Origin of the sequence: Agrobacterium radiobacter (genome assembly GCF_040801995.1) — a bacterium.
In the GTDB taxonomy this organism is placed as follows: Bacteria; Pseudomonadota; Alphaproteobacteria; order Rhizobiales; family Rhizobiaceae; genus Agrobacterium; species Agrobacterium radiobacter.
Map to the genome: position 1 here is coordinate 1,898,607 of NZ_JBEGHX010000002.1, position 13,060 is coordinate 1,911,666.

The following is a 13,060-nucleotide window of genomic DNA, read 5'->3' on the forward strand; positions in this document are numbered from 1 at the left end:
CATGCACGCTCCCGTCATCGAAACTCTCGTCTTCAACCGCCACGCCCGCCAGCGCCGGCGTCGCCTTGTCGTCTTCGCCCTGTCCGCGCTCCTGATCGCCGCTTTCTCAATAACGCTGATGCTCGGGCAATCCTTCACGCCGCCCGGTGATGTCATCCGCGTTCTGCTGGGGGAGGATATCGCCGGCGTCACCTTCACCGTCGGCCAGTTGCGCCTGCCGCGCGCGCTGCTTTCGGTTCTCGCAGGCCTGAGCTTCGGGCTCGGCGGTGTCGCCTTCCAGATCATGCTGCGCAACCCGCTCGCCAGCCCCGACATCATCGGCATCAGCTCCGGCGCGAGTGCCGCAGCCGTTTTCGCCATCGTCGTTTTGCAGATGAGCGGGCCGCTGGTCTCGGTCTTCGCCGTCGCCGCCGGTCTGGGCGTCGCGCTTCTGGTCTATCTCCTGTCCTTCCGAAATGGCGTGGCCGGCACACGGCTGATCCTTGTCGGCATCGGCGTGTCGGCGATGCTTGAAAGCTTCATTGCCTATATTCTCTCCGTCGCGCCGGCCTGGACGCTGCAGGAGGCAATGCGCTGGCTGACCGGCAGCGTCAACGGCGCGAAGATCGCCCAGTTGCTGCCGCTTTTCGTCGCGCTCATCCTGTTCGGCGGCCTGCTCCTCAGCCGTGCGCGTGATCTGGAAGCTCTGAGACTGGGTGACGATGCGGCCGCAGCGCTCGGCGTGCGGGTGGGGCGAACCCGCATCATCGTCATCATCGCCGCCGTGGGCATGATCGCCTTCGCAACGGCGGTCTCCGGGCCGATCGCCTTTGTCGCTTTTCTCTCCGGGCCGATTGCGGCGCGCATCGTCGGCAGCAACGGCTCGCTGCTCATTCCTGCGGCTCTGGTCGGGGCGGCGCTGGTGCTGGTGGGCGATTATTGCGGCCAGTTCCTGTTGCCGGGCCGTTATCCGGTCGGCGTCGTCACGGGCGCGCTCGGCGCACCCTATCTGATTTACCTTATCGTGCGGGTCAACCGCAGCGGAGGCTCGTTATGACCGGCCACTCCCTTTCCGTAAGCCGCCTCTCGGCCGGATATGGCGAAAACCTCATTATCGACGGGCTGGACCTCACTGTCCCGCGCGGGAAGATCACCGTCATCGTTGGCGCCAATGCCTGCGGCAAGTCCACCCTGCTGCGCAGCATGTCGCGGCTGATCACGCCGCGCGCCGGCCAGGTTCTGCTCGATGGAAAGTCGATCCATCATCTTCCCTCGCGTGAGCTTGCACGGCGCATGGGCCTCCTGCCGCAATCGCCGATAGCGCCGGAGGGCATTGTGGTCGCCGATCTCGTCAGCCGAGGCCGGCACCCGCATCATGGTCTGTTCGCCCGCTGGTCGCGGCAGGATGACGAGGCCGTCGCCGCAGCGCTTGTCGCCACCGATACGGTGGAACTGGCCGAGCGGCCGGTGGACGAGCTTTCCGGCGGCCAGCGGCAACGTGTCTGGATCGCCATGGCGCTCGCCCAGCAGACCGACATATTGCTGCTGGATGAGCCCACCACTTTCCTCGATATCAGTCATCAGGTCGAGGTGCTGGATCTTCTGACCGACCTCAATCAGACCCGTGAGACCACCATCGTCATGGTGCTGCACGATCTCAATCTCGCAGCCCGTTATGCCGATCATCTCGTCGCCATGAGGGACGGGAAGCTGCATGTCTTCGGCACGCCGGAGGACGTATTGACAGAGGAGAATGTCCGCCACGTCTTCGGCATCGAAAGCCGGGTCATCGAAGATCCGACCTCTGGCAAGCCGATGATGCTGCCGATCGGGCGGCATCGGACGGTGGCGGGGTGGCAATAGGCGTATCTCTTTAAGATACGGTTCTGTTGACTTCTGTGCGTATCTGTTTATGATATCAACATCACGAGGCCAGCAATGATCCGTTCTTTCAAAAACAAGCTGACCGCATCGATTGACGACGGATCTGTGAAGAAGGGCTTTCCCGCCGATCTCGTACGCCGCGCCCAGCAGCTGCTCACGATCCTGGATGCGGCGACCACGGTAGAAGACCTTCGCTCACCGCCCGGCAATCGTTTGGAAAAGCTGTCCGGCGATCATGAGGGCCAATATTCGATCCGGATCAACAAGCAGTGGCGCATCTGCTTCGTCTGGACGGAAGCAGGGCCGGAAAGCGTGGAAATAACCGACTATCACTAGTCTGGAATTCTCGTGGAGAGGCTCATGAAAAATCGGCCAAGGAGGGCCAGCGAGCATGACAATCAGTAAATCGCCTCCGATCCATCCGGGCGAAATCCTGCGGGAACTCTATCTTGAGCCGCTGGGGATGTCGGCTTACGCTCTTGCAAGGCACCTCAATATTCCGCGCACCCGCATAGAACGGATTGCGGGAGAGAAACTTGGTATCACCGCCGACACCGCCTTGCGCCTTGCAAAGTTTTTCAAGACCACACCGGAATATTGGCTGAACTTGCAGAACGCCTTCGACATTAAGGCGGCGGCTGTGAGGCTGGAAGCGGACCTTGCCAATATCAAGGAACTGGAAGCGGCCTAATTCTCAGCCCCGCCTGTCAGGTCATGGCCAGGCCGCATAAGACGGCGGCGGCACGTTCTGCATTCGCGTTGCCGTTCTCCTGAACCGGCCGGGAGACGTGCCCTCGTTGCGGGTGAAGAAGCGATTGAAATAACCGGGGTCCTGAAATCCCAATCGGAACGCAATTTCAGCCACTTGCAGCGATGAGTTCAGAAGAAGGTCCCGCGCTTCGGACAGCAGTTCCCGGTGAATATAGGCCTGCGGCGAAAGCCCCGTCGCCTTGCGCACCGCAAATCCAAGGCGTTCGCGGTTGACGCCGAGTTGCCTTGCATAGTCTTCCACGCCCCATTGATCGCGTTTGTGCTGGCTGACCAGTAGCACGAAACGCTCGGTGAGGCTGCCGGGCGTGGAGACGGCCGCGGCAATATCGGCGATGGCGTGCTGGCAGATGCGAATGAGGGTGACGGAGAGCAGGCTGGCGATGATCGTGTCCGAACCGGTTGTCGCGCGGACATTTTCGCTGGCGATGGTCTCGAGATAACCCGCAAGTTCCTGCCGGTCCCTTTCCGCCGGCACCTGCGTCAGAACACGCTGCAATATATTGCGCACGGCGCTCGCACTCGTGCCGGTGGGCATCGCATGGGCAAGCCCGATTTCGCTCGTCCTCAGCAGAGATCCACGGCTTCCGGCAGTCAGCCGCAGGCGGCCAGTGGGGCCCATGGGCAACCAGACGAGCCCCGGTGCCACAACGGGCAGCGTCTTTTCACCTTGGAGAATTTCCGCTTCCCCGGCGGACAGGAGAAGCAGATGGGCGCTGTCCGATTCCAGCCGGAACTCGGAGATGCGCAGCGTCGAGGCGAGGGTGCGCGCCGTGATCTCCACGCGATTGCCGGCAATCTGGCTATGCAGCGGCATTCCGGCCTCCAAAAGTACAATAATGCACTACATTAGTGCATTTTATATGCGGCTGTCATTGCTAAACTTTGATCAGCGCAGGGGAAAGCCTTGAGGAGAACGGCAACCCCGATAAGGCGCTTTGGGAGGAACATCATGAATAATCTGAAGCGCAGAACGCTGTTCTGCCTGCTCTCCGGTGCTGCCTTGTCGGCGGTATCTTTCGGTCACGCCATTGCGCAGGATCGTACCTCGGTGAAGATCGGTTATGCCGTTTCAAAAAGCGGCGCCAATGCCACGGGTGCTGGCATCACCACCATTCCGAACTACAAATTATGGGTGAAAGAGGTCAACGATGCCGGTGGCCTGACCCTGCCGGATGGCAAGCGCCTGCCGGTGGAAGTGGTCGAGTATGACGACCGCTCCTCGGCCGAGGATGCGGTGCGGTTCACCGAGCGTCTGGCGAGCCAGGACAAGGTCGATTTCATCCTGCCGCCCTGGGGCACGGGCTTCAATCTGGCCGTCGCACCGCTTTACGACCGTTTCGGTTATCCACAGCTGGCCGTGACCGGCGTTACCGACAAGGCGCCCGATTTCGCGGCGCGCTGGAAAAAGAGCTTCTGGATGCTGGGCGGTGGTCATGACTATGCCAATGCGCTCGCCGATGTCTTGAAAGCTGCGCGCGATGCCGGCCAGATCAACGACAAGGTCGCGGTGATTTCCGTGGCTGACGGTTTCGGCATCGATCTCATCAAGGCCGCGCGGCCGGCGCTGAAGGAAGCGGGTTTCACACTTGCCTATGACAAGACCTATCCGGTCGGCACCTCCGATTTCGCAGCACTTGTGAACGAGGCGGCGGCGAGCGGTGCGGACAGCTTCATCGCCTTTTCCTATCCGCCCGATAGTTTTGCGGTGACGAAACAGGCGCAGACGGCGAAGTTCAACCCGAAGGTCCTTTATGTCGGCGTCGGCGGTGCTTTCCCGATCTTCCCGAAGGTCTCCGATGGCAAGCAGGAGGGCGTGATCAGCATCGGCGGCGTCGATGGCAGCAGCGACAAGATCGAGGATTATTTCAAACGCCACGAAGCCTTCATCGGCACCAAGCCGGACAGCTGGGCAAGCGCCATCACCTATGCAAGCCTCGAAATGCTGGCCCAGTCCATCCAGCGCGTCGGCCTCGACAAGGTGGCGGTGGCAAATGAACTTTCGACGGGAAGCTTCGACACCGTCATCGGCCCGGTCAAGCTTGAAGACAACCAGCTTCGCCAGCTCTGGTGGGCGGGGCAATGGCAGGGTGAGCGTTTTGTGGCGATTGCGCCCGCAGACCGCCCGGGTGCGGCCAAGCCGGTCGTTCCGAAGCCGCAATGGTGAGCCTTTGCCGGCCGGGGCCGCGAACCCCGGCCGGAAGGCTTCGGCCATCTTCCATACTGGAGACATTCCCCACCCTCATCTTCGGCTTGATGCTGGGAGGGACCTATGCGCTGATCGCGCTTGGACTTTCGCTGCAATATGGCATTGCCCGCATCATGAACCTTGCTTATGGCGAGGTGCTGATTGCGGCTGCCTTCATCACCTTCGTGTTGTTTTCCAGCTATGGCCTGTCGCCGCTCTGGTCGCTGTTCATCATCGTGCCGCTCGGTTACGCCCTGTCTTTCGTGATCTACCGGGTCATGATGCGGCCGCTGGTGCGCCGTTCGGGCGGCTCCGGCCGCCTGGAAGTCGATTCCATTCTGGCGACCTTCGGGCTGCTCTTCGTTATCCAGGGGATCATGCTCGTGGTGTTCGGCGGCAACTACCATTCCTATTCCTATCTCTCCGATGGCGTCGACATCTTCGGCACGACGGTAGCGCTGAACCGGCTCCTGTCGTTCATCCTGTCGGTCGCGATTGGCGGCGGGCTTTATCTGGCGCTCACCCACAGCCGCTGGGGCCTCAACCTGCGGGCGGTGGCGCTTGCGCCCAAATCCGCGCCGCTGGTCGGCATTGATGTGAACCGTGTGGCCTCGATCGGCTTTGCGCTTGGCGGAGCACTCGCCGTGGCCGGCGGGGTGATGATTTCGATGTACCAGACCTTTTCCGCCTCCTATGGCGTGGTCTTCACCATGAAGGCGCTTGTCGTCGTCATCATGGGCGGTGTCGGCAATCTGCTTTGCGCGCTGGTGGCCGGCCTGCTGCTCGGTCTCGTGGAAACCTTCGTGCTCGTTTATGTCGATCCCGGCCTCACGCTTGCCGCCACCTATCTGCTCTTTCTCGTGGTGCTGCTCTGGCGTCCGGAAGGCATCTTCGCAAGGAGGGGCAAATGATCCCGCTTCTCATCGGCCTTGCCGCAGCTGCACTGCTGGCGCTTTCCCCCTTCTTTTTCGATGCCTATGGCGTCGGCGTCATTATCGGCCTTCTCGGTTATGCGACGCTTGCCTCCGCCTGGGCGATGTTCTCCGGCCCGACGCGCTATATTTCGCTCGCCACCGTCGCCTTTTTCGGTGTCGGGGCCTATACGGTCGCGGTGCTGAGCGAGGTTCTGCCATGGCCGCTGGTGCTCCTGTGTGCGGCCCTTGTCGGCGCGGCGCTGGCGCTTGTCGTCGGGCTTTCCACACTGCGCGTCGCCGGCATTTATTTCGTGATCTTTTCCTTTGGTCTTGCCGAGCTCATCCGCCAGCTCATCACCTGGTATGAGGTGAATGTGACCGGCACGCTCGGGCGTTACATCTTCTTGCCGCTGGAGCCGCAACACGTACTCTGGCAATTGCTGGCGCTGGCTGTCGTCACACTTTTGCTGGCGATCCTCATCGACCGCAGCAAGCTCCGACTGGCGCTGAAGGCAATCGGTGACGACGAGGTCGTGGCCGCCCATGCGGGTATCAACTTGGCCCGCACCAAGCTGACGCTCTTCGTGCTGTCCGCCACGATCATCACGCTGGTCGGCGCCATTCAGGCCCCGCGCTGGGTCTATATCGAGCCGGCCATCGTCTTTAATCCGCAGGTATCGTTCCTCACCGTCATCATGGCGTTGCTCGGCGGAGCCACACGCCGCTGGGGACCCATTCTCGGTGCGGTGCCGCTGTTCCTGCTGTTCGAGTGGCTGGGCGCGAACTTCCCCAATCATTTTTCCATCATTCTCGGCGCTCTCTTCATCCTCATCGTTTTTGTTCTGCCGGATGGGGTGCTGGCGGCGCTGGAGAAGCTGCGCAAAAAGGAGAAAGCCGCATGAGCGCCGTTCTCGAAATCACTGATATCCGCAAGACCTTTGGCGGGCTGAAGGCGGTGGATGGCCTTGGCCTCACCATCGAGGCCGGCGAGGTCGTCGGGCTGCTAGGGCCAAACGGTTCCGGCAAGACGACGCTGATGAACCTCGTCTCCGGGGCGCTGAAGCCCACTGAAGGGTCTATCCGGCTCAAAGGGCAGGAGATTGCAGGCCGGCGGCCGGATGTGATTGCGCGCGCCGGCGTGGCGCGCACCTTCCAGCTCGTGCGGCTTTTGCCGTCGCTTTCCCTGCTTGAAAACGTTGCCGTATCGGCCATGTTCGGGCCACAACGCCTGTCCCGTATCGAGGCGGAGAAGGTCGCGCGCGCCTGCCTCGAAAGAATAGGCCTTGCCGGGCGGGAAACCATGCCGGCCGGCGACCTCACCTATATCGATCAGAAACGCCTTGAACTGGCGCGTGCGCTGGCGGGCGAACCGAAGCTTCTGTTGCTGGATGAATGGCTTGCAGGTCTCAATCCCACCGAACTGCAGGAAGGGATAGCGCTGATCCGGCGGTTGGCATCCGAGGGTACGACGATCCTGCTGGTGGAACATATCATGGCTGCTGTGCACGCACTCTGCCCGCGCTCCGTGGTCATGGCGGCCGGTCGCAAGATCGCCGATGGGCCGACGGCAACGGTGCTTGACGATCCGCAGGTCATTTCCGCCTATCTGGGAGCGGCGCATGCTTGAAATAGACGCACTGACAATCCGCTACGGCAAACATCTCGCGGTTGACGGCATATCGCTCAATGTTGCCAAGGGCGAAACGGTGGTGCTGCTTGGTGCCAATGGTGCGGGCAAGTCGTCTTTGCTGAAGGCGGTCGGCGGCATGGTGGCTCCGGTCTCCGGCGAAGTGCGCGTCAATGGCGCGTCGCTTGCCGCTGTCCCCGCCCATCAGATTGTGGAGCGGGGCGTGGCGCTGGTGCCGGAGGGACGCGGAATTTTCGCGGCGCTGACGGTGGAAGACAATCTCCGTCTCGGGGCCAATCCCCGCCATGCCCGTTCAGCGGAAAAAGCGACACGAGAGCATATTTTCTCGCTGTTTCCGCGCCTTGCCGAGCGGCGGCAGCAGCTTGCCGGCACCATGTCCGGCGGCGAACAGCAGATGGTCGCCATCGGGCGTGCGCTAATGTCAGCGCCGGATTATCTATTGCTGGACGAGCCGAGCCTTGGCCTTGCGCCCATCGTCACGCAGGAGCTTTTTGCCGCTTTGGCGGAGATCAAGAAGAGCGGCCTTTCAATTCTGCTCGTGGAGCAGAATGTGCGCGAAAGCCTCGCACTTGCCGATCGCGGATATTTGCTGGAAGCAGGGCGGATTGTCGGGGCAGGCACGGCTGAGGCCCTGTCCGCCGATCCCGCCGTGCAACGGGCGTTTCTTGGCGGCACCACCGCCGCCATTGTCTGAATTCAGGAGGAAGACCATGCAGACAGTCAATCTTTTCATCGGCGGCGACCATTGCCCGGCCACAAGCGGCAAGCGTTTCGAACGCAGCAACCCCATCACCGGCGACTTGGCGACGAGTGCTGCGGCGGCAACGGTGGAGGACGCCACCCGGGCAGCCGATGCCGCGGCGGCCGCTTTCCCGGTCTGGTCGGCAACGCCTCCCGGTGAACGCCGCCGCCTGCTTCTGGCTGCCGCACAGGCGCTTCTCGCCGCCGGGCCTGACATTACCCAGGCGATGAAGGAAGAAATCGGCGCAACCGATGCCTGGGCCGGGTTCAACGTCAAACTGGCAAGCGATATGCTGGTGGAGGCGGCAAGCCTGACGACCCAGATCAAGGGCGAGGTCATTCCTTCCAACCGTCCCGGAACCATGGCGATGGCACTGCGCCAGCCCGCCGGTGTCGTGCTGTCCATCGCGCCGTGGAATGCGCCGGTCATTCTCGGCGTGCGCTCCATCGCCACGCCGCTCGCCTGCGGCAATACGGTTGTCATGAAGACCTCGGAACTGTGCCCGCGCACCCATGCGCTGATCATTGAAGCCGTCGCTTCGGCGGGTCTGCCGAAGGGCGTGCTCAACGCCGTCTCCAATGCACCGGAAGATGCGGCAAAGATCGTCGATACGCTGATCGCACACCCCGCCGTCAGACGCGTGAATTTCACCGGCTCGACCCGCGTTGGCCGGGTGATTGCCGAAACCGCCGGCCGTTATCTGAAACCCGCTTTGCTGGAGCTTGGCGGCAAGGCGCCGTTCATCGTGCTTGATGACGCCGATATCGATGCGGCTGTCGCGGCTGCCGCTTTCGGCGCTTATATGAACCAGGGCCAGATCTGCATGTCGACGGAGCGCATCATCGTACTCGACAGCGTTGCCGATGCATTTGTGGAGGCCTTCGCCAAAAAAGCGTCGAGCCTCACGGCCGGCGATCCGCGTGAGGGCAAAACACCGCTCGGCTCGCTGGTCAGCGCCGAAGCGACATCGCGCATTCGGGCGCTGGTGGATGATGCCGTCTCCAAGGGCGCGCGGCTGGCCGCGGGCGGCGGCGGTAATGGCACGATGGTGGATGCGATCGCCGTCGATGGCGTCACGCCCGCCATGCGACTTTATGCGGAGGAAAGCTTCGGTCCCGTCGTCTCCATCATCCGCGCCGGCAGCATCGATGAGGCGGTGAGCATCGCCAACGAAACCGAGTTCGGTCTTTCCGCCGCAATTTTCGGCAGGGATCAGGCACGGGCGCTTGCCATTGCCGCCCGCATTGAAAGTGGCATCTGCCACATCAACGGCCCGACCGTTCACGATGAAGCGCAGATGCCCTTCGGCGGGGTCAAGGCTTCCGGTTACGGCCGCTTCGGCGGTACGGCGGGCATTGCGGAATTCACTGAGCTACGCTGGGTCACGCTGCAGGACGGGCCGCTGCATTATCCGATCTGAACAGGAAACGGTACAGGGTGGCGGGCGGCGTCATCGCCGCTCGTCGATCAGCCAGCCGGTGAGTTTTCTCACCGCGCTGTCGCTGCTTTTTGGCCGCATCAGCCAGTAGCCGCGTCCCGGCGCATCGAGGCTCGGGCCGGCCATCACCAGCACGCCGGCCTCAAGCAACGGATCGACCAGTCCTGCCCAGCCGAGCGCGAAACCCTGTTCGCCGATGGTTGCCTGCACCACCATGGTGTAATTGTTGAAGCTGATATCGCCGCCATCATGCTCGGCACCGCGATGCACGCCGAAATGCTTGAAGTAGGCAGCCCAGTCGAACCAGTGCGCTTGCGAGGTATTTTCGAGGTGGATGAGCTTTCGCCGTGAAAAATCCGCGACGGTCGCGGGTGCCGGTGTTTCGGTCAGCAGGGCAGGTGAGCAGACCGGCGTGACCTTCTCCGAGAGCAGCAACACCGCCCCTTCGCCGGCTTCCTGCCGCGTGCCGAAAATGATCATCACGTCGCTATCATGTTTGCCCTGACCAAGAGGGTCCTGCGTTGCCACGATCTGGATGTTTATGTCGGGGTTGAGCGCTCGAAAGCCATGCATGCGCGGGATGAGCCACAGGGACGAAAAGGCATAGTCCGTGTGCAGGCGGATAGTCTGCCGGTCCTCCGTCCGGCGAAGCTGCTGCGCGAGAAGATCGATGGCGTCGACATTACGCGAGACGATGTCGAACAGCTTTTGTCCTTCGGCGGTGAGTTCGATGCCGCGATGCTTGCGCCGGATAAGAACCACGCCCAGCTCATCCTCGAGTTTGCGCATCTGATAGCTGACGGCCGGCTGGGTCAGTCGCAGCGATGCCGCCGCAGCCGTGAGGCTGCCGCGGCGCGCGACATCGGTGAAAATGCGCATCCATCCGAGGTCAAGCGGCCGATCAGACATTAAATTTCCTTATATCAGTCATCGAAAAATACCCGCTTCACAGGCAAAAACAATGTGGTGTTCAATAAACTGGACTAATAAAAGGGGAGCCGCAATGAAAACCGTTTCTCATCTGCACCGCATCGCCGCCGGTCTCATTCTGTCCGTGGCGGCATTCTCCACCCCGCTGCAGGCGGCCGATGACGCCGCCTGCAAGACCATTCGCCTCAGCGATCCTGGCTGGACCGACATTACTGCTACTAACGGTGTCGCTTCCGTCGTGCTCGATGCGCTGGGTTATGAAGCCGACGTCAAGACGCTTTCGGTGCCGATCGGCTACCAGGCCATGAAAAATGGCGAAATCGATGTCTTTCTCGGCAACTGGATGCCGGCCCAGAAGTCCTTCGTCGACGATCTGAACGCGGCGAAAGCGGCCGAGGTGATGACGAAGAACCTGGAGGGCGCCAAGTTCACGCTGGCGGTGCCTTCCTATATGGCGGAAAAGGGCGTGAAGGATTTTGCCGATCTCGCCAGACATGCCGATGAGTTCGAAAGCAAGATTTACGGCATCGAGCCGGGCGCGCCGGCCAACCAGAATATCCAGAAGATCATCGACGCCAATGATTTCGGCCTGAAAGGCTGGCAGCTCGTTGAATCCGGCGAACAGGCCATGCTGGCGCAGGTGGAACGGGCGGGCAGGGACAAGAAGGCCGTGGTCTTCCTCGCCTGGGCGCCGCATCCGATGAATGAGAAGATCGATATCGCCTATCTCTCCGGAGGTGACGCCTATTTCGGCCCGAATTTCGGCGGCGCGGAAGTCTATACGCTGGCCCGCACCGGCTGGGCGCAGCAGTGCCCGAATGCGGCGACGCTGTTCAAGAACCTGAAGTTTGATATCGGCATGGAAAACAGCCTGATGGGCTCCATTCTCGGCGGTGAGGATTCCAAAGCGGCGGCGACGGCCTGGCTGAAGGCCAATCCGAAGGTGCTGGATGGCTGGCTGCAAGGCGTCACCACGCTGGATGGCAAGCCGGGTGCGGACGCCGTCAAAGGCAAGCTTGGTCTCTAAGCCGGAAAGTCGAAATGCCGCGTCCCAATATCCTGATCCTGATGGCCGACCAGTTCAACGGGACGTTTTTTCCCGATGGTCCGGCCGATTTTATCCACGCACCACATCTGAAAGCACTGGCGGAGCGGTCTGTCCGCTTCGCCAACACTTACACGGCAAGCCCGCTCTGCGCGCCGGCCCGCGCTTCTTTCATGTCCGGGCAGTTGCCCAGCCGGACGCGGGTCTATGATAACGCTGCCGAATTCGCTTCCGACATTCCGACCTATGCGCACCATCTGCGGGCGGCGGGTTATTACACCGGCCTTTCAGGCAAGATGCATTTCGTCGGACCGGACCAATTACATGGCTTCGAAGAGCGTCTGACGACGGATATCTATCCGGCGGATTTCGGTTGGACGCCTGATTATACCAAGCCCGGCGAACGGATCGACTGGTGGTATCACAATCTCGGCTCGGTCACCGGTGCGGGTGTCGCTGAAATCACCAATCAGATGGAATATGATGACGAGGTGGCCTATCACGCCACCCGCAAGCTCTACGATCTGTCGCGCCGGCTCGATGACCGCCCCTGGTGCCTGACCGTCAGCTTCACCCATCCGCACGACCCCTATGTGGCGCGGCGCAAATTCTGGGATCTCTACGAGGATTGCCCGGCGCTTGATCCGCAGACATCGGCGATTGCCTTCGAGGAGCAGGATTCGCATTCGAAACGGTTGCTGGAAGCCTGCGATCATGAGGCTTTCGATATTTCGCCGGAGCAGATACGCCGTGCACGGCGCGGTTATTTCGCCAATATCTCCTATATCGACGAGAAGATCGGTGAGATTCTCGACGTGCTGAAAGCGACACGGATGGAGGAGGACACCATCATCCTCTTCCTGTCCGACCATGGCGACATGCTGGGCGAGCGTGGGCTTTGGTTCAAGATGTGTTTCTTTGAGGGCTCCGCCCGCGTGCCGCTGATGATCGCCGCACCCGGCTGGCAGCCGGCCCTGATCGACACGCCCGTCTCGACGCTCGATGTCACGCCGACGCTCTGCGGGCTTGCGGGCCTCGATATCACCTCGCTCAAACGCTGGACCGATGGCGAAGACCTGTCGGCGCTGGCTGCGGGAACTGGAGAGCGCGGCCCGGTGCCGATGGAATATGCCGCCGAAGGCTCGATCGCGCCGCTCGTCGCCATCCGTGATGGGCGCTACAAGCTGTCGGTCTGCGAGGCTGATCCGCCGCTGCTTTACGATCTCGAAGCCGATCCGGAAGAGCGCACCAACCTTGCCGGCGATCCCGCTTTCAGTGCCATGCTTTCATCGCTTGCCAGCGAAATCAACCGGCGCTGGCAATTGCCTGTTTTCGATGCTGCCGTGCGGGAAAGCCAGGCGCGGCGCTGGGTGGTCTACAAGGCGTTGCGCAACGGCGCTTACTACCCGTGGGATTACCAGCCGCTGCAAAAGGCCTCCGAACGCTACATGCGCAACCATATGGACCTTAATGTGCTGGAAGAGAACCAGCGTTTTCCGCGCGGGGAGTGATGTGGGCAGGGCG

At 61.7% G+C, this 13,060-nt stretch carries 14 protein-coding genes; 12 read left to right on the forward strand and 2 right to left on the reverse strand.

Going from position 1 to position 13,060, the window contains the following annotated elements:
- The first annotated feature begins 1 nt into the window (after position 1).
- From MRBLRC7O_RS22480 to MRBLRC7O_RS22495, 4 genes are all read left to right on the forward strand, one after another.
- Positions 2–1,036: a FecCD family ABC transporter permease gene (locus tag MRBLRC7O_RS22480; protein WP_080864443.1), complete on the forward strand. Its 1,035-nt coding sequence runs from the start codon at positions 2–4 to the stop codon at positions 1,034–1,036.
- Entirely contained in the window at positions 1,033–1,842 is an 810-nt protein-coding gene (locus tag MRBLRC7O_RS22485; protein ID WP_080864442.1) for an ABC transporter ATP-binding protein, read from the forward strand. The genes MRBLRC7O_RS22480 and MRBLRC7O_RS22485 overlap by 4 nt, the downstream gene beginning before the upstream one ends.
- 75 nt (positions 1,843–1,917) lie before the next feature.
- Positions 1,918–2,199 (forward strand): type II toxin-antitoxin system RelE/ParE family toxin, encoded by a 282-nt coding sequence (locus MRBLRC7O_RS22490; protein ID WP_080864441.1) that lies wholly within the window; start codon positions 1,918–1,920, stop codon positions 2,197–2,199.
- Between the two features lie 55 nt (positions 2,200–2,254).
- Positions 2,255–2,554: a HigA family addiction module antitoxin gene (locus MRBLRC7O_RS22495; RefSeq protein ID WP_020009806.1), complete on the forward strand. Its 300-nt coding sequence runs from the start codon at positions 2,255–2,257 to the stop codon at positions 2,552–2,554.
- Positions 2,555–2,575: 21 nt separating this feature from the next.
- On the opposite strand, the gene MRBLRC7O_RS22500 is transcribed toward MRBLRC7O_RS22495, so the two are convergent.
- The gene (locus MRBLRC7O_RS22500) at positions 2,576–3,448 is read right to left on the reverse strand and encodes a helix-turn-helix transcriptional regulator (protein ID WP_020009807.1); all 873 of its coding nucleotides are present in this window, start codon (positions 3,446–3,448) and stop codon (positions 2,576–2,578) included.
- 135 nt (positions 3,449–3,583) lie between these two features.
- Between MRBLRC7O_RS22500 and MRBLRC7O_RS22505 the strand changes: the two genes are divergently transcribed.
- The 6 genes from MRBLRC7O_RS22505 to MRBLRC7O_RS22530 all read left to right on the forward strand — a co-directional run bounded on the left by MRBLRC7O_RS22505 (position 3,584) and on the right by MRBLRC7O_RS22530 (position 9,543).
- Positions 3,584–4,798 carry an amino acid ABC transporter substrate-binding protein gene (locus tag MRBLRC7O_RS22505; RefSeq protein WP_020009809.1) on the forward strand — a complete coding sequence of 405 codons (1,215 nt, stop codon included), beginning with the start codon at positions 3,584–3,586 and terminating at the stop codon, positions 4,796–4,798.
- An 86-nt stretch (positions 4,799–4,884) separates the two neighbouring features.
- Positions 4,885–5,730, forward strand: a complete 846-nt coding sequence (locus MRBLRC7O_RS22510) for a branched-chain amino acid ABC transporter permease (protein ID WP_367727683.1) — start codon at positions 4,885–4,887, stop codon at positions 5,728–5,730.
- Positions 5,727–6,635: a branched-chain amino acid ABC transporter permease gene (locus MRBLRC7O_RS22515; protein ID WP_367727684.1), complete on the forward strand. Its 909-nt coding sequence runs from the start codon at positions 5,727–5,729 to the stop codon at positions 6,633–6,635. The genes MRBLRC7O_RS22510 and MRBLRC7O_RS22515 overlap by 4 nt, the downstream gene beginning before the upstream one ends.
- The gene (locus MRBLRC7O_RS22520; protein WP_080864439.1) at positions 6,632–7,360 is read left to right on the forward strand and encodes an ABC transporter ATP-binding protein; all 729 of its coding nucleotides are present in this window, start codon (positions 6,632–6,634) and stop codon (positions 7,358–7,360) included. Before MRBLRC7O_RS22515 ends, MRBLRC7O_RS22520 begins: the two co-directional genes overlap by 4 nt.
- Positions 7,353–8,075 (forward strand): ABC transporter ATP-binding protein, encoded by a 723-nt coding sequence (locus MRBLRC7O_RS22525; protein WP_080864438.1) that lies wholly within the window; start codon positions 7,353–7,355, stop codon positions 8,073–8,075. Before MRBLRC7O_RS22520 ends, MRBLRC7O_RS22525 begins: the two co-directional genes overlap by 8 nt.
- 16 nt (positions 8,076–8,091) lie before the next feature.
- Positions 8,092–9,543 carry an aldehyde dehydrogenase gene (locus tag MRBLRC7O_RS22530; protein ID WP_112495270.1) on the forward strand — a complete coding sequence of 484 codons (1,452 nt, stop codon included), beginning with the start codon at positions 8,092–8,094 and terminating at the stop codon, positions 9,541–9,543.
- Positions 9,544–9,573: 30 nt separating this feature from the next.
- Here the strand turns inward: MRBLRC7O_RS22530 and MRBLRC7O_RS22535 are convergent, their stop codons facing one another.
- Positions 9,574–10,470 carry a choline sulfate utilization transcriptional regulator gene (locus MRBLRC7O_RS22535; protein WP_111784927.1) on the reverse strand — a complete coding sequence of 299 codons (897 nt, stop codon included), beginning with the start codon at positions 10,468–10,470 and terminating at the stop codon, positions 9,574–9,576.
- Positions 10,471–10,564: 94 nt separating this feature from the next.
- On the opposite strand from MRBLRC7O_RS22535, the gene MRBLRC7O_RS22540 reads away from it, so the two are divergent.
- Together MRBLRC7O_RS22540 and betC are read left to right on the forward strand one after the other, a co-directional pair.
- Positions 10,565–11,518, forward strand: a complete 954-nt coding sequence (locus MRBLRC7O_RS22540; RefSeq protein WP_020810873.1) for a choline ABC transporter substrate-binding protein — start codon at positions 10,565–10,567, stop codon at positions 11,516–11,518.
- A gap of 14 nt (positions 11,519–11,532) precedes the next feature.
- Positions 11,533–13,047, forward strand: a complete 1,515-nt coding sequence (gene betC, locus MRBLRC7O_RS22545; protein WP_020810874.1) for a choline-sulfatase — start codon at positions 11,533–11,535, stop codon at positions 13,045–13,047.
- Positions 13,048–13,060: the final 13 nt, after the last annotated feature.